Here is a 17,692-nt window from a genome sequence, read left to right on the forward strand (position 1 = left end):
CGTCGCGCGCCTGGGGGCAAGTGAATGAGTGAAAACACGACTGCGGGTGGGGAACTCGCAGGACTGAGGGTCATGGTGATCGATGACTCGAAGACGATCCGCCGTACTGCCGAAACGCTGTTGAAGCGCGAGGGATGCGAGGTGGTCACCGCCACCGACGGCTTCGAGGCCTTGGCCAAGATCGCCGATCAGCAACCGCAGATCATCTTCGTGGACATCATGATGCCGCGGCTGGACGGCTATCAGACCTGCGCGCTGATCAAGGGCAACCAGCTGTTCAAGGCGACGCCGGTGATCATGCTGTCCTCCAAGGACGGCCTGTTCGACAAGGCGCGCGGGCGCATCGTCGGTTCCGAGCAGTACCTCACCAAACCCTTCACACGCGAAGAACTGCTGGGCGCGATCCGTACATACGTCAACGCCTGACCAGGGGGAAAGGCACCATGGCTCGAATCTTGTTGATCGAGGACTCACCGACCGACCGGGCGGTGTTTACGCAGTGGCTGGAAAAAGCCGGGCACGAGGTGCTCGCCACCGACAACGCCGAGGACGGGCTGAAGATCGTCCGCGAGCAGGCGCCGAGCCTGGTGCTGATGGACGTGGTGCTGCCGGGGATGAGCGGCTTCCAGGCCACCCGCGCGCTGTCGCGCGACGAAGCCACCCGGCACATCCCGGTGCTGATCATCAGCACCAAGAGCATGGAGACCGACAAGGTCTGGGGCATGCGCCAGGGCGCCACCGACTACATCGTCAAGCCGCCGCGCGAAGACGAGCTGATCGCCCGCATCAACCAGCTGGTCGGCTGACGTGCGTTCGCCCTTCGACATCCTCGAGGCCTACGAGCAGCGCAGCCTGGCGCACGCGGTGCAGATGCCCGAGCGCGAATTCGACGAGGACATCTGGCGCGGCGTCGGTTTCCGCGTCGGCAATCGCCATCTGGTGTCCGACTTCCGCGAGGTGGTGGAAATCGTGCGCATGCCGCCGATCATCCCGGTGCCGGGCGCGCAGCCGTGGCTGCTGGGCGTGGGCAACCTGCGCGGCAACCTGTTTCCGGTAGTCGATTTGAAGCAGTTCATGGAAGGCCAGCGTACTTCGCTGCTGGAAGGCCAGCGCGTGCTGATCATGCGCCAGAGCGGCGGCGACGTGGCGCTGACCATCGACGAGCTGTTCGGCCAGCGCAGCTTCGCCGAATCGCAGGCGGTGGAACCCGGCGAACTGGCGCAGGGCCGCTACGCGCACTTCGTCGACCGCGCGTTCCGCGGCGACACCCACGACTGGGGCGTGTTCTCGCTGTCGCTGCTGTCGCGTACACCCGAATTCCGTCAAGCCGCCGCCTGAGCGCGCGGCCTGCCTTCGCATCGAAGATCGAGGTCGAATCATGAGTACTGCACCGGACGCCCCCAAGGCCAGCAAGCTTGGCAGCATGGGGACGAGTTTCTGGCTGGGCCTGTTGGCGCTGTCGCTGATCGTGTTCGGCGCCAATACCGGCGTGGCCACCTGGCAGGGCAACCGCCTGGCCGGCGCCAGCACCGGCGCGGCCGACCTGCAGGTGCTGTCGCAGCAGCTGGCCAACCAGGGGCGCGATGCGGTCTCCGGCAACGCGGCCACCTACAAGCAATTCAAGCAGACCAAGGCGCGGGTGGAGAGCACCGTCGCCGCGCTCAACGCGCGCTACGCCAACGAGACCGGCATCGCCGGCCCGCTGGAGGAACTCAACCGCACCTGGACCCCGCTGGGCAAGAACGCGCAGCAGGTGGTGGACAGCGAGCCGGCGGTGCTGGCGCTGGCCGGCAACGCCGAACGCTTCGTCGGCGGCGTGCCGCAGCTGCAGGCGCAGTTGAACGAGGTGGTGCGCGCGATGACGGTCGGCGGCGCGCCCGCCGCGCAGATCTACAACACCCTGCAACAGGTGGTGGTGGCCGGCACCATGGCCCGCCGCGTCACCGAGATGCGGGCGGGCGGCAGCGGCGCGGCCAGCGCCGGCGATGCGCTGGCGCGCGACTCGGTGGTGTTCGGGCAGATGCTCGAAGGCCTGCGCAACGGCAACGAGGAACTGGGCATCGCGCCGGTGCGCAACGCCGCCGCGCTGGCCGCGCTGGAGCAGTCGCAGGCGCAGTGGGCGGAAATGAAGAAGGACCTGGACGCGTTGCTGGCCAGCTCGCGCAGCCTGTTCGCCGCGCAGTCCTCGGCCGCGGCGCTGACCGCCGGCTCGGACAAGATGCTCGACGACAGCAAGAAGCTGTTCGACGCGTTCTCCGCGTTCGGCTCCACCCGCGACACCCGCCTGTTCCCGAATTTCTGGCTGGGCGTGGTATCCGGCCTGCTGGCGCTGCTGTCGATCATCGGTTTCGTCTGGACCTCGGTGCGCAGCCGCACCCGCGACCAGGAAATCCGTTACCAGACCCAGGTCGAATACAACAGCCGCAACCAGCAGGCGATCATGCGCCTGCTCGACGAAATCAGTTCGCTCGGCGAAGGCGACCTGACCGTCAAGGCCTCGGTCACCGAGGACATGACCGGCGCCATCGCCGACGCGATCAACTACGCGGTCGACGAGCTGCGCCACCTGGTCACCACGATCAACGACACCTCGGCCAAGGTCGCCATCTCCACCGAGGAAACCCAGGCCACCGCGCTGCAGCTGGCCGAGGCCGCCGGCCACCAGGCCGAGCAGATCGGTTCGGCGTCCGAGCGCATCAACGAAATCGCCGCCAGCATCGAGCAGGTCTCGCGCAACTCCAGCGAGTCGGCCGAAGTGGCGCAGCGCTCGGTGGTGATCGCCGCCGAGGGCGCCGGCGTGGTCCGCGAGACCATCCAGGGCATGGACCAGATCCGCGACCAGATCCAGGAAACCTCCAAGCGCATCAAGCGCCTGGGCGAATCGACCCAGGAGATCGGCTCGATCGTCGAACTGATCAACGACATTTCCGAGCAGACCAACATCCTGGCGCTCAACGCCGCGGTGCAGGCGGCCTCGGCGGGCGAGGCCGGCCGAGGCTTCGCGCTGGTCGCCGACGAAGTGCAGCGCCTGGCCGAACGCACCTCCGGCGCCACGCGCCGGATCGAAGGCCTGGTGCAGACGATTCAGGCCGATACCAACGAAGCGGTCAGCTCGATGGAGCAGACCACCTCCGAAGTGGTGTCCGGCGCGCGCCTGGCCGAAGACGCCGGCACCGCGCTGACCGAGATCGAGCGCGTCTCCAACGCGCTCAACAACCTCATCAAGAACATCTCCATCGCCGCGCACCAGCAGTCCGCCGCGGCGACCGACATCACCCAGACGATGGACGTGATCCGCCGCATCACCGGACAGACCTCGCAGGGTGCCGGCCAGACCGCCGAATCGATCGGACGGCTGGCGCAGCTGGCGGCGGATCTGCGGCGCTCGGTCGCCGACTTCAAGCTGCCGGCGTGAGCGGATCGGAACAGGGTGGAAGGAAAGCGCACATGACGTACCGTGAACACTCCCTGCTCACCGCCGCCGCGCTGGCGACGCGCGGCGCGTGGCCGTCCGCGGGAGCGCCGCGATGAGCGCGCTGCGCGATGCGATGAGCCATGCCGCCCTGGGCTGGGTCAAGCCGGAGCTGGACGAGACCCTGCGCCAGGTGCGCGGGGAGATCGAATACTTCGTCGAGGACCCGGCCGACACCAGCCGCATGCGCTTCTGCGCCGGCTACCTGCACCAAGTGCAGGGCACCTTGCGCATGGTCGAACTGTACGCGCCGGCGATGGTCGCCGAAGAACTGGAACTGCTGGCCATCGCCGTGCAGAACGGCCAGGTGCCCGACCGCGACGAGGCCTGCGCCACGCTGATGCGCGGCACCGTGCTGCTGCCCGATTATCTGGAGCGTCTGCAGGACGGCCATCGCGACATCCCGATCGTGCTGCTGCCGCTGCTCAACGAAATACGCGCCTCGCGCGGCGAGCCGGGGCTGAGCGAAGGCGCGCTGTTCGCGCTGTCGCCCGACGCCAGCGCCGCCACCGAGGCCGAGCTGGACCATGCCCGTGGCAGCCTCAGCGGCCGCAACCGCGAACTGCTCGACACCGTCGGCACCGCGATCAAGGAAGAACTGCTGCGGGTCAAGGACGCGCTCGACCTGCACCTGCGCACCGGCGGCGACGTCGCCGCGCTGCAGACCCAGGTGGACGAACTGGGCAGCGTCGCCGACACCCTGGGCGTGATGGGCCTGGGCGTGGCCCGCGGCGTGGTGGTGCAGCAGCGCGATGCGCTGCGCAGCATCGTCGAGGGCGAGCGCCAGGCCGACGAGGGCCTGTTGCTGGATATCGCCGGCGCGCTGCTGTACGTGGATGCCTCGCTCGACGACCAGGTCGCCTATCTCGGCGCCAGCGCCGGCATCCACGACGATGCCAGCGCCGCCGAGGCGCGGCGCACGGTGGAAGTGCTGGCGCACGAGGCGATCGCCAATTTCGCCGCTGCGCGCGAGCATTTCGTCGCCTTCATCGAGACCAACTGGGAACACGAGCGCCTGACCGAAGTGCCGCGCCTGCTCGGCGAGGTCGCCGGCGCGCTGCGCATGCTGGAACTGCCGCAACCGGCCGATTACCTGGAAGGTGTGCGCCGCTACGTGGCCACCGAACTGATCGGCAAGCGCCGCGTGCCCAGCGGGCGCCAGCTGGACACGCTGGCCGATGCGATGGCCAGCCTGGAGTATTACCTGGAAGCGCTGCGCGAGCGCCGCCCGGGCCGCGAGGAAATCCTCGACATCACCCGCACCAGCCTGGAAACGCTGCGCTACTGGCCGTTGCCCAGCGAGGTGCCGGCGCCGCAGGGCGTGGTGCCGCAGGCGGCCGATGCGCCGTCGCTCGCGCCCGTGGCGGAGCTGGATGCCGCGTCGGCCGACGACGTGGCCGATGTGCCGAGGACGGTGTCCGCGCCGCCGCCGGTGCCGTCCTGGGATCTGGCGCCGGTCGCTGACGCGCCGATCGCCGCGAGTGTGCCGCCGCCGCTGCCGGGCGAGACGCTGCAGGCGCCGCAGTGGACGTTGCACGAAGACACCGACGTCGTCGCGAACGCCGAGGCTGCCGAGCGCATCGACGCCGAGCCGTCCGTCGCGGCGGCCGATGCTGCGGACAACGCCGATGCGTCCGTCGTCGCCTCGTCGCCGATCAGCTTCGATCCGGTCGCCGCCGAACAGGAAGAATGGTCGACCACCGTCGAGCCGCTGCAGATCAGCACCGACACGCTGGCGTTGGAAGGCGATGCGTCGCGTTGGGAGAGTGCCGAAGCGTCGCCCGAGCAGGCCGTCGCGCCTGGCGAGGTTGCGCCCGCGATCGACCAAGCGCCTGCCAACTACGGTTTCGACCCGGTGGCCGCCGAATACGCCGAACTCGAAGCCGCCGCCGCGCACGACGATCCGGCCCTGGTCGTCGTCGACGCCCCGGTGGCCGCACCCACCGACAACGTCCACGACGATGTACTGGTGATCGAACTGGAGGATGCGCCGGCCTTCGCCGATGCCGCGTCCGACGAGGTCCACAGCATCGCGTGGGACGAAACGCCGGCGACCTTGGCCGACGACGACAGCGACGCGGTCGCCGAGCCCGCCACGCCGACCATCGACCTTTCGTCGAGCGATACCGTGTTCGTGGCCGAGGCCGAGAGCGACACAGCCCCGCACGCGGATGCCGGCGAAACCGAGCATACCGACGCCGATGCAGGCGCCGAACAGAGTCCGTTCGTGGACCTGGCCTGGCCGGAGCCGACCCCGGAGCCGGAAGCGCCGGCGCCCGGCGTGCACAAGGCCAGCATCCAGCCGATCGAACTGGATGCCGCGTCGGCGGCATTCCTCGCCGAACTCGACGCCGCTGCCGCACAGTTCGATGTCGCCGCGCCCGCCGCTAGCGAGTCCGCCAGCGCGGCCGAGCCTGATGCCGAGCACGCGCAAGCGCCAGCCGAGGCGCCCGTGCCGGTCGCCATCGATGGCGGCTTCGTGGACGACGGTGGCGAGATCGACGCCGACATCCGCGAGGTGTTCCTCGAGGAATTCGACGAGGAACTGGTCAACCTCGGCACCCTGCTGCCGGCATGGCGCGCCTCGCCGAATCACCTGGAAAGCCTGCGTCCGATCCGGCGCGTGTTCCACACCCTCAAGGGCAGCGGCCGGCTGGTCGGCGCGCGCGTACTCGGCGAGTTCAGCTGGAAGATCGAGGGCATGCTCAATCGCGTGCTCGATGGCACCCGCGTAGCCAGCCCGGCCGTGGTGACCATGGTCGAACTGGCCTACGAGGTGTTGCCGCAGCTCAACGCCGCATTGCGCGGGCACGGCGTCATCCATGCCGATCTGGACGCGATCCAGGCCGTCGCCGACCGAATCGCGGCAGGCGAGGACGCCTACTATTTCGCCGCCGCGCCGGCCCCGGCCGTTGCCGCGCCGCGCGCCGGCACGCCGGCCTCGGTGGACAGCGTGCTGCGCGAGATCCTCGAAGCCGAGGTCGGCACGCACCTGGAGACGGTCCGCGACTGGCTGCAGCATGCGCCGCAGCCGGCCACCGAGGCGCTGCTGCGCGCGGTGCACACGATGAGCGGCGCGTTCGCGATGACCGACGTGCCGGAAATCACCGACGTCACCGGCCCGGCCGAGAGCTACGTCAAGCGCCTGCTGGCCGCCGCCGTGGTGCCTGACGCCGACGGCGTGCGTGCGCTCGACGACGCCGCGCAGGCCATCGCCGCCACCATCGAGGAACTGCAGGCGCCGTCGCCGGTGATCCCGCCGTTCACCGAACTGGCGCAGCGCCTGCAGGCCCTGGTCGCCACGCTGCCGGAAGTGCAGTGGCCTTCGATCGCGCACGACGAAGAAGACGAGGACGAACCGCAGCCGCACGCCGATGCCGGGCTGGACGCGCAGTTGCTGCAGGCGGTGGAACTCACCTCGGCCGACGACCTGTCGGCGTACCTGGGCGATGCCCGCCATCTCGAAGCGGCCGGCAGCACCAATGCGGATCACGCCGCCGCCGCGCCTGTCGCCGAAAGCGCCGATGCCGATGCCTCGGTGGCGCCTGCAGCCGACGCGCCATCGGCATTCGATGCCGCGCATCCGCATGTGCCGAGCGAAGAAGTTGCCGACGACATGGGATCGTCGGCGCCTGCGTTCGACGTACACGACGCATCCGCCCACGACGAGCGCGACAGTGCCGCATCCGACGTTGCATACGATGCGGACGGCGCAGCAGAGGAAGCGGACGCGGTCGCCGCCGCGCCAGCCGACAGCGAACCTGTCGCGATCGACGCCGACGAGCAGGCACTGCTGGCGCAGGACGGCAAGCTCGACGAATTGACCGTCGAGGCGCCGCTGGCAGAGGAGCGCGTGCCGGCGGACAGCGAGCTGCCGCCGCCTGTGGAAGCGACGGTCGAGACGCAGGAGCAGGACGTAGCGGCCGACGAGGGCGCGACGCACGACGAAACTCATCACGACGAGCACCAGGAAGACCCGCAAGGCGCGCACGACCAAGCCGGGCACACCGAAGGCGAGCCGGTCGAAGGCGAGCACGACCAGGGCGAGCACGACCAGGAGCGCGATCCGCAGGGGTATGCGTTCAACGCAGAGCCGGTGCAGCCGTCCACGCATTGGCACGGCAGCGAGCCGGTGTCGGCGAACGACGATGCCGAGCCGCTGCCCGTGGCGGACGACGCGGCGGCGCATGCCGACACCGCGGCGCACGCGCACGACGACGTGGATGCCGCAGCGCAATCGCAGCACGAGACCATCGACCAGAACGTCGATGGCCACGCCGCGCAGGCCGACATCGAAACGCATCCGGCCGACGCCGAAGCGGTCGAGGCGACCGACGCGCACGATCACGCGCCGACGCCGCACGCCGAAGATGCCGCACCCGAATCTGCCGATGCGGAAGCGGACGCAGCGCTCGGCGCAACGGCCGACATCGAACACACGCATTCGACCGACACCGCCGACGCGCCAGAGCACCATGCCGGGCACGAAGGCGACACCGGTTCCGACCCGGCACCGGTCGAAGCGCCGCATGCCCACGAGACGCACGCCGACGACCCGCAAACCAGCGACATTGCCGACTTCACATCGGACAACGCCGAACATGCGGGCGACGCGGTGCACCCCGCGGACACGGATGCCGAGCCGGCACACGCCCAAATCACCGAGCCGTCCGACACCGCGACTGACGACGCGGATCACGTGCCCGCCGACGTCGCCGACGCGCCGTCGTTCGCCGAATCCACCCAGCACGACACCGCCTCGGCCGAATCCGTCGACCTGGCCGCGGTCGACCTCGGCCCGCTGGACTTCGCCGATCTGGACCGCGAACTGGTCGATATCTTCGTCGAGGAAGGCAAGGACCTGCTCGACCATTGCGACCGCCTGATCGCCGAGCTCCGCGCCGCGCCGCAGGACCGCGACGCGCTCGCCGGCCTGCAGCGCGACCTGCACACGCTGAAGGGCGGCGCGCGCATGGCCGGGGTCAACCCGATCGGCGACCTCGGCCACGGCATCGAATCGCTGCTGGAGGCGGTGGCCGCCAACCGCACCGAACTCGATCGCAGCGACGTGCAATTGCTCGAACGCGGGTTCGACCGCCTGCATCAGTTGCTCACCCTCACCGGCAACCACCGCGCGGTGGCGATGCCGTTCGATCTGATCGGCCGCTTCGACGCGCGCGCCCACGGCCGCAGCCTGCCGTTCGCCGCTGACGGCATCGACACTGCTGCCAATACCGAGACCGATGCGGATGTGGCGGCGATGATCCAGGCCGCGGTCGATCCGGAGTCGGTGCCCGCACCGGCGCCGGCGCCGCTGTCGGCACCGCTGCCGGTGGACGGCACGCTCGACGAAGAGTCGATGATCGCGCGGCCGATGCAGGAACAGGTGCGCGTGCGCGCCGACCTGCTGGACCGCCTGGTCAATCACGCCGGCGAAGTGGCGATCTACCGCTCGCGGCTGGAACAGCAGCTCGGCGCATTCCGTGGCGCGATGTCCGAACTGGATCGCACCAATGCGCGACTGCGCGACCAGCTGCGCCGCCTGGACCTGGAAACCGAAGCGCAGATCGTCGCCCGCTACCAGCGCGAACAGGACCAGACCCAGCAGAGCTTCGATCCGCTGGAACTGGACCGCTTCTCCACGCTGCAGCAGCTCAGCCGCGCGCTGAACGAATCGGCGGCCGACTTGGGCGGCCTGCAAGGCGTGCTCGACGACCTGGCGCGGCAGTACGACGGTTTGCTGCAACAGCAGTCGCGCGTGAGTTCGGAACTGCAGGACGGACTGATGCGCGCGCGCATGGTGCCGTTCGACGGCCTGGTGCCGCGGCTGCGCCGCGTGGTGCGGCAGGCCGCCAGCGAGACCGGCAAGCAGGTGCATCTGACCCTGGAAGGCACCCACGGCGAACTCGACCGCAACGTGCTCGACCGCATGATCGCGCCGCTGGAACACATGCTGCGCAACTCGGTCGCGCACGGCCTGGAAACGCCCGAACAACGCCGCGCCGCGGGCAAGGCGGAGGAGGGCAGCATCGCCATCCGGCTGCGCCGCGAAGGCTCGGAAATCGTGCTGGAAGTGGCCGACGACGGCGCTGGCCTCAATCGCGACGCGATCCGCCACCGCGCCGAACAGCGCGGCCTGATCGCGATCGGCGCCGCGCTGTCCGACGAAGAACTGGATTCGCTGATCTTCGCTCCCGGCTTCAGCACCTACGACCAGGTCAGCCAGCTGGCCGGCCGCGGCGTGGGCATGGACGTGGTGCGCAACGAAGTGCGCCAGCTCGGCGGCTCGGTGGATATCCACTCGGTGTGGGGGCAGGGCGTCACCTTCACCCTGCGCCTGCCGCAGACGCTGGCGGTCACGCAGGCAGTATTCGTGCAGATCGGCGAGACCACCTTCGCCGTGCCGGTGGCCTCGGTCAGCGGCATCGGCCGCATCAGCCGCGAGCGTTTCGAAGCGGCCGACGGCGGTTACCACTACAGCGGCGAGGAATTCGCGCTGCACGACCTCGGCTCGCTGGTCGGCCAGGCACCGGCACGCGCCGAAGGCCAGGCGCAGGTGCCGCTGCTGCTGGTGCGCGCCGGCGACCTGCGTGCCGCGGTGGCGATCGACCAGGTGCTCGGCAACCGCGAAATCGTGGTCAAGCCGGTCGGCCTGCAGATCGCTTCGGTGCCCGGCATCTACGGCGCCACCATCACCGGCGATGGCCGCGTGGTGGTGATCCTGGACGTCGCCCCGCTGGTGCGCCGCTACCTGGCGCAGCCGGCGCGGCCGGTGGTGGAAGCGGCGCCGACCGAACAGCGGCGCGTGCCGCTGGTGATGGTGGTCGACGATTCACTGACCATGCGCAAGGTCACCGGCCGCGTGCTGGAACGCCACAACTTCGACGTAATCGTCGCCCGCGACGGCATCGAGGCGCTGGAGCGTCTGGACGAACGCGTCCCCGACCTGATGCTGCTGGATATCGAGATGCCGCGCATGGATGGCTACGAACTGGCGACCGCGATGCGCGCCGACCCCCGCTACAAATCGGTGCCGATCGTGATGATCACCTCGCGCAGCGGCGAAAAGCACCGCCAGCGCGCCTTCGAGATCGGCGTGCAGCGCTACCTGGGCAAGCCTTACCAAGAGTTGGATCTGATGCGCAACGTGTACGACCTGCTGGGGATCGCCCGTGTTCGCGAATGACGGCGCCGCCAGCGGTACCCCGGTCGCATTGCTGGCGCGTCCCGGTCAGGCGCGCGAGCGCCTGCGCGAGGCGCTGCACCAGGTCGGCGCGTCGATCGTGCTCGAGGACGACCCCGGCGCGATCGATGCGCAGACCCTGGCCGACGCCGCGCCCGATGCGGTGCTGATCGCGCTGGAACCGGCGATCGAGGACGCATTGGAACGGCTGGATGCGGCGCTGGACCTGCCCGGCCTCACCGTGATCTTCGACGAGGCCGAACTGGCCGCGCGCCGCGAGGGCTGGGAAGCGCAGCGCTGGGCGCGGCACCTGGCGGCCAAGCTGCAAGGCCACCAGGACGTGCTGCCGCCGGGGCGCGAAACCGACACTGGTTTGCAGCCCGAACCGGGCCTGCCGGCCACCCCGGCGCAACTGCACGAAGGCGCGCCGATCGGCTTCCACGTCGAGGAAGCGGCCAGTTTCGCCACCACCGTGCCCGGCGACAGCTTCTATGCCTGGCAGCCGCCAGCCGATGTCGCGCCCGGGTTCGAGGATCTGCAGTTCTCGCACGATCAGATCGCTGCCGGCGATGTGGCCACGCCTGCTGCGGTCTCCGCAACAGTGACGGCGACCGAGGCGGCATCCGCCGCTGCACCGGCCAGCGCACCGCCGCCGCTGCCGGCCAGCGCCTGGTCGCTGGTGGACGACGACGCGCCGCTGGTGGTGCAGGCGCGCGCGCCGCTGAGCCAGATGCAGATTTCCACCGAAGGCCTGTCGCTGGTCGCGCTGGATTCCGAGGAAGAGCCCACCACCGAGAATGCCGCCGCGGCAGTCACGGTCGCGCAGGGCGCGGTGCTGGTGATGGCCGGCATCGGCGGTCCCGATGCCATCCGCCGCCTGCTCGCCGCATTGCCGGCGGATTTCCCGCAACCGCTGTTGGTGCAGTTGCGCCTGGACGGCGGCCGCTACGGCAACCTGGTCAAGCAGATCGCGCGCGTGTCCGCGTTGCCGGTGGTGCTGGCCGAAGCCGGCCAGGCGGTCGGCGTCGGCAACGTCTACATCCTGCCCGACGACGTCGGCGTGCGCAGCGGCGAAACCGCCGGCCTGCGTTTCGTCGCCCAGCAGGCCGGCGCCTCGGTGGTCGGCGGTTTGCCGGCCGCGCACAGCGCCGTGCTGCTGCTCAGCGGCAGCGACCCGCAGCAGGTCGAAGAAGTTCTCGCGCTCGCCGCACAAGGCGCCTGGGTCGCCGGCCAGACCGGCGACGGCTGCTACGACCCGGCTGCCGCCGCACAGCTGATCAGCCACGGCCACCCCAGCGGCGATCCCGTGCAGCTGGCGCAGGCCTTGTCCGCGCGATGGGGCGGCTGAGCCGCCGCCCGCGCGTTTTTCCCGGTTCCAGGACGACGTAATCCATGAGCAGCTACGCCAGCAACGACGAAATCCGCGGAGTCCTGATCCAGGCCGGCAGCGAGCGGGCGCTGCTGCCCAACGCCACCGTCGCCGAAGTGATGTCGCGCGTGCCGGTCGAACCGCTGCCCGACGCCCCGCACTGGCTGCTCGGCCAGATCGCCTGGTACGGCTGGAAGGTCCCGCTGCTCTCGTTCGCCCGCCTCACCGGCCTGGGCAGCGAAACCGTCGCCTCCAACAACAAGATCGTCGTGCTGAAGGCGTTGGGCGGCAACCCCGACCTGCCGTACTTCGCCCTGATCACCCAATCCTTCCCGCAACTGATCTCGGTTCCGCGCGATGGTTTGCTTGCTGACGCCTCCGAAGAAACCCTGCCCGCTGGTGTGCATATGCGCGTGCTGCTGGGTGAGCAGAGTGCGCTGCTGCCGGATATGGAGGCGATCGAGGGGATGATTGGGGAGCGGTTTTCGGTTGGGTGAATTTAACCGGCTTATTGTAGTTTCAAGTTATGTGTGTCGCGCTTTGGCTGCGAAAGTTAAGTGGATTAATTGGTTTTTGTCACATCGGTAATTAACTGGAATAGGCGCCTTTGAGGCGCAAAAAGGAATTGAGATGCGTGACGGTCTGCTCCGGTTTTTTGCGGCATCAATGCTTGTCTTGAGTGCTTTTGCGCCGAAAGCAATGGCCATTGAGCCGTCGAGATACTGCTATGAATCAGTATGCTTCAATAGTTTGGAGGGGGCCGAGGCAGAAATGCGTTCTCAATACGCATATGGTCAATACATGCGTCGTGAAGGAACCTATGTAGATGATGTAAATGGGATAAAAAGATTCAGCTATCGATATACAGCCCCCGATAGGCCTCCGATTTATTTCAGCGCTCCCGGCTATTTTGTTGGAGGGTGGGGGTATGAAGCAATTCCTGGGTTTTGTCAAGAAAGTTCAGGTATAACAGGGGCCTGTGCCGATGAAGCCGAAGCGGTGCAAAGTTTCGAGGCTTATTTTGAGAGAACTTATTCTAACTGCCAATTTACAAACATTCGCATTGAAGGTGAGTATGGTAACCCCTTCGTGCGTAGTTATGCCTCGGGAAATACAGGTCGATTGGACTTTTTGACCCCGGAAGGTCGATGGTTGAAGCATACAATTTTTTGTCCGGAATGGGATGATCCAACGCCTTCGCCTAGAGAATACCAGCTTATAAAAACCCAATACTACATTTGTCCGACCGGTATGTGGCCGATATGGGGCTTTAATCCGCCTTACAATGACTCTGGCAACCCTGATTATATTGCCATATGGCCCAATTTATGTACTGCTGGGCAGAACGTAGCATGGATCCGTGGCTCTGTGGATACAGGCATTAGTCAGACCAAGTCTTGCCCCGCGAATGAAAATCCGTGCTTCCCAGCCACTGGCGATAAGTTTCGCAAAGAAGAAGATTTTGAATTTGGTGGGAAAGCTTTTTCTCGTTATTATCATTCCCTTAAGCAAGTTCAATTAAATAATGCTGTTGGAACAGGCTGGACGCATAGCTATGTCGAGCAAATTGGTTTGGCTGGAGGAATATCACCTTATCTCCTGAGTGAAGAGGGGTATTACGAATCCTTTAAAAAGGTTGGGGAGGGCATATACCGTGGGCAGCGAAATTATTCCGATCTTCTTTCTAGGCGCCCTGATGGTGGCTGGATACGTACTACCGGCGATGGTGAGCGACGGATTTATGGCCCGACCGGGATGTTGCAAGAAGTGCTCTCTGTCACTTCTTCAATTCATGACATTACCCTGTCTTATGACTCAGTAGGGCGTCTTGCCGCGGCCACTGAAAAAACTGGTCGACAATTAAAATTCATCTACGACTCTTACGGAAAACTTATTTCTGTTAACGTTGATGATGATGCATTGGCTTTCTATCTGTACGATGCGAGCGATAATTTGACGCAGGTGAGATATATAGATGGCACTCAGCGAGCCTACCTTTACAACGAATCAGGCGCAGCTCCTGCTGATCGTCTAAATCTGTTGACTGGGATTAGCGAAAATGGCACTCGATATGCGTCTTTTGCATATGACACTGATGGTCACGTTGTCAGTAGCTCTTTGGAGGCTGATAGACCTGTCGATACAACTGCAATATCGTATTCAAGTGGTATCGCTTCTGTAACCAAGCCTTTAGGAAGTGTTTACCAATATACGCTAGGGGATGGTAGTTTTAAACAAGTTATAGCTATTGCAGGTCCGAACGGGTCAGATGCTAGAAGTTATAGTGAGGAGGGGCGCCTACTTCAATTCATAGATAGAAACGGGACTGTTAATGCTTTTTCGTATGAGGATGCGCCCGATGGGTCGGCTTCTTTGACGACTATTGATGCAGTGGGTGCTTCTTCAGAAAGAAAGACCATCCTCATTCGAGGAGAAAATAATTTGATTTCTGAGCGGCGAGTTTTGCAGTCGGGGACGCCGGTTTCATTAATTAAATATGTGTATGATAGTGATGGAATGCAAGTATTCGAATGTCGGATAGACCCCAGTAGTGCTCCTGCTTTATCCTATGTTTGCGGTAGCGGTGCAACTCCTCCATTAGGTGTTCGGCAGAGCGCTTTTACTTATTGCACTGCTTCGGATATTGCCGGTGCTGGTTCGCTATGCCCATTTGCGGGGCTGTTAAAGCAGGTGAATGGTACGAGGGATGGGACATTAGATACTATTAAATATGCGTATTATGGCTCGGATGCTCCAGAGTGCTCATCTGTAGCCACTCTGTGTATATACCGCAAAGGCGATCTATGGAAGGTCACCAATGCTTTGGGCCAGGTGACCGAATACCTGTCCTACGACGGCGCCGGCCGCGTGCTGTCGATCAAGGACGCCAACGGCACCATCACCGATTACACCTACCATCCGCGCGGCTGGCTGACCGCCAGCAAGGTCCGCGGCGCCGATGACGCCAGCGAGAGCGACGACCGCATCACCCTGATCGACTACTGGCCGACCGGGCTGGTCAAGCAGGTGACGCAGCCGGACGGCGCGTTCACCGTCTTCACCTACGACGCGGCGCACCGCCTGACCGATATCGCCGACAACGCCGGCAACACCCTGCACTACATGCTGGACAATGCCGGCAACCGGGTCAAGGAAGACACCAAGGACGCAGCGGGCACGCTCAAGCGCACGCTGTCGCGGGTCTACAACCAGCTCGGCCAGTTGGCCACGCAGGCCACCGCCAGCGGCGACCCGACCGACTTCGGCTACGACGCCAACGGCAACACCACCGGCGTCACCGATGCGCTCGGGCACAAGACGCAAAACGACTACGACCCGCTCAACCGCCTGGCGCGCACGCTGCAGGACGTGGGTGGCATCAATGCTGAGACCAAGTTCAGCTACGACGCACTCGACAACCTGACCAAGGTCACCGACCCCAAGGGCCTGGACACCACCTACGCCTACAACGGCCTGGGCGATCTGACCAGGCTCACCAGCCCGGACACCGGCGTCACCACGTATACCTACGACAGCGCCGGCAACCGCGCCACGCAGACCGATGCGCGCAACATCAAAACCACCTATAGCTACGACGCGCTGAACCGGCTGACCAAGGTCGCGTATCCAACCACCAGCCTCAACGTCACCTATACCTATGACGTGAGCCAGACCACCTGCGCCAGCGGCGAGACCTACGCGGTCGGCCGCTTGGCCCGGATGCAGGACACCACCGGCACCACCGACTACTGCTACGACCGCTTCGGCGATCTGGTGCGCAAGGTGCAGACCACCAACGGCAAGGTGTTCGTGCTGCGCTATGCCTACACCAAGGCCGGCCAGCTGAGCCGGCTGACCTATCCCGACGGCGCGGCGGTGGATTACGTGCGCAATGCCCAGGGCCAGACCACGGAAGTGGGCGTGACCCCGGCGGGCGGCCCGCGGCAGGTGTTGCTGGGCAATGCGACCTATTACCCGTTCGGCCCGGTGGCGAGCTGGTCCTACGGCAACGGCCGCCCGATGCAGCGCGTGCTGGACCAGGACTACCGCCCGCTGGCGATCAGCGACACGCGCAGCGACGGCCTGAGCACCGGCTTCGCCTTCGATCCGGCCGGCAACCTCAGCGCCCTGACCGCCGCCGGCAACACCGCACCGGTGGTCAGCCTGGACTACGATGCACTGGGTCGTCTGACCGCGTTCAAGGACGGCCCGACCGGCACGGTGATCGACGGCTACAGCTACGACGCCACCGGCAACCGGCTCAGCGCCAAGGTCAACACCACCACGCAGAGCTACACGTACCCGACCACCAACCACCGCCTGAGCGCGGTGGCCGGCACCGCCCGTGCCTACGACGCGATCGGCAACACGCTCTCCATCGGCGGCACGGCGCAGGAGTTTGCCTACGACGCCACGGGCCGGATGAGCCAGGCCAAGCGCGCGGGCACGGTGGTGATGAAGTACGGCTACAACGGCCGCGGCGAACAGGTGCGTCGGGTGGACAAGACCAACACCTACACGTTGTACGACGAGAGCGGACACTGGTTGGGCAACTACGACGCCAACGGCGCGTCGCTGCAGCAAGCGATCTGGCTGGACGACCTGCCGGTGGGCGTACTGGCCAAGAACAGCCTGCGCTACGTGCAGCCCGACCATCTGGGGACGCCGCGCGCAGTGATCGACCCGGTGCGCGACGTTGCGATTTGGAAATGGGACCTCAAGGGCGAAGCCTTCGGCAACACCCCACCGGACCAAGACCCAGACAAGGACGGCACCGCGTTCGTGTTCGACATGCGCTTCCCGGGGCAGCGCTACGATGCGGCGACGGGGTTCAACCAGAACTACTTCCGGGACTACGACCCCGGGACCGGGCGGTATGGGCAGAGTGATCCCATTGGGTTAGAGGGCGGCTTCAGCACTTACTCATATGTTGAGGCTGCACCATTTCGCTATAGCGATATCTTCGGCCTTGTAAAGCATACTTCTGGTCGCTGGATAGATTGCGGAAAAGGCTGCAGGATAAGGATAGATTTTACATACGATGAGAAGACAGGAAGAAAGGCAAGGCACTTGCATTGGGAGTGCAAAGGTGCGGAGGGGGAGTGTGGTGAATATGGTGGAGAATCTCATGGCGGAACATGGGATGATGCTCCTAAATCCATTAAAGAATGTGCTCTAAGGAACGGTTTCTCAGGGCAGTCAGTCACTAATGAAAATTACTCTCCCATGGTTCAATCGCCGGAAATTAGCGCTGGTGCAAAAGCTGCAATTTATGTTGGTGGGGCTGTTATAATAATATTTAGTGCCTTAACGGGAGCGGGAAGCTGATGGAGATTGATTTTCTAGAATTGGATCTGCATGATGCGATAATCGATCGTGTGTCATTTGAATTTGGTGATTGTTCGATCGAGGTTGGGTTGCGTTATTATAAATCTTCTTCCAGTAAAGAGAGGAGTGTTGGTAAAATAGTGTTTATTGGAGTTGCTTTCTCCTCCTGTTCCATGGATTTTTTGGGAATAATTAATAATTCAAGGTCTGGAAATATTAATTCTTGGGTGCCTACGGCCGCAGGCGGTGGTGCGTATTTTTATTTTGTGGATGGGTGTCTTCAGATTAAATCAGATGAAATAAAGTTTTTTGTTGAAGAGTGATTTCTGTCTGGGACCTA

The 17,692-nt window shown here is 65.1% G+C and carries 9 protein-coding genes; all 9 read left to right on the forward strand.

Features of this window, described 5'->3' with window-relative positions:
- Window positions 1-24 precede the first annotated feature (24 nt).
- The 9 genes from pilG to HEP74_RS05880 all read left to right on the forward strand — a co-directional run bounded on the left by pilG (window position 25) and on the right by HEP74_RS05880 (window position 17,675).
- A complete protein-coding gene (gene pilG / locus HEP74_RS05840; RefSeq protein WP_003472648.1) occupies window positions 25-426 on the forward strand; it encodes a twitching motility response regulator PilG in 402 nt (133 codons plus the stop codon).
- A 17-nt stretch (window positions 427-443) separates the two neighbouring features.
- Window positions 444-806, forward strand: a complete 363-nt coding sequence (locus tag HEP74_RS05845) for a response regulator (protein WP_179566488.1) — start codon at window positions 444-446, stop codon at window positions 804-806.
- 1 nt (window position 807) lies between these two features.
- The gene (locus HEP74_RS05850; protein ID WP_185815603.1) at window positions 808-1,338 is read left to right on the forward strand and encodes a chemotaxis protein CheW; all 531 of its coding nucleotides are present in this window, start codon (window positions 808-810) and stop codon (window positions 1,336-1,338) included.
- A 40-nt stretch (window positions 1,339-1,378) separates the two neighbouring features.
- A complete protein-coding gene (locus HEP74_RS05855; protein ID WP_185815604.1) occupies window positions 1,379-3,415 on the forward strand; it encodes a methyl-accepting chemotaxis protein in 2,037 nt (678 codons plus the stop codon).
- A gap of 112 nt (window positions 3,416-3,527) precedes the next feature.
- On the forward strand, window positions 3,528-10,658 hold the full coding sequence (locus HEP74_RS05860; protein WP_185815605.1) for an Hpt domain-containing protein: 7,131 nt from the start codon (window positions 3,528-3,530) through the stop codon (window positions 10,656-10,658).
- On the forward strand, window positions 10,645-12,003 hold the full coding sequence (locus HEP74_RS05865; protein WP_185815606.1) for a chemotaxis protein CheB: 1,359 nt from the start codon (window positions 10,645-10,647) through the stop codon (window positions 12,001-12,003). The genes HEP74_RS05860 and HEP74_RS05865 overlap by 14 nt, the downstream gene beginning before the upstream one ends.
- A 44-nt stretch (window positions 12,004-12,047) precedes the next feature.
- Complete coding sequence (locus HEP74_RS05870; RefSeq protein WP_185815607.1) at window positions 12,048-12,521, forward strand: chemotaxis protein CheW; 474 nt, start codon at window positions 12,048-12,050, stop codon at window positions 12,519-12,521.
- A 133-nt stretch (window positions 12,522-12,654) separates the two neighbouring features.
- Complete coding sequence (locus HEP74_RS05875) at window positions 12,655-17,352, forward strand: RHS repeat-associated core domain-containing protein (protein ID WP_185815608.1); 4,698 nt, start codon at window positions 12,655-12,657, stop codon at window positions 17,350-17,352.
- Window positions 17,352-17,675 carry a hypothetical protein gene (locus tag HEP74_RS05880; protein ID WP_185815609.1) on the forward strand — a complete coding sequence of 108 codons (324 nt, stop codon included), beginning with the start codon at window positions 17,352-17,354 and terminating at the stop codon, window positions 17,673-17,675. Before HEP74_RS05875 ends, HEP74_RS05880 begins: the two co-directional genes overlap by 1 nt.
- The last annotated feature ends 17 nt before the right edge of the window (window positions 17,676-17,692 follow it).

The organism is Xanthomonas sp. SS (assembly GCF_014236835.1).
GTDB lineage: Bacteria > Pseudomonadota > Gammaproteobacteria > Xanthomonadales > Xanthomonadaceae > Xanthomonas_A.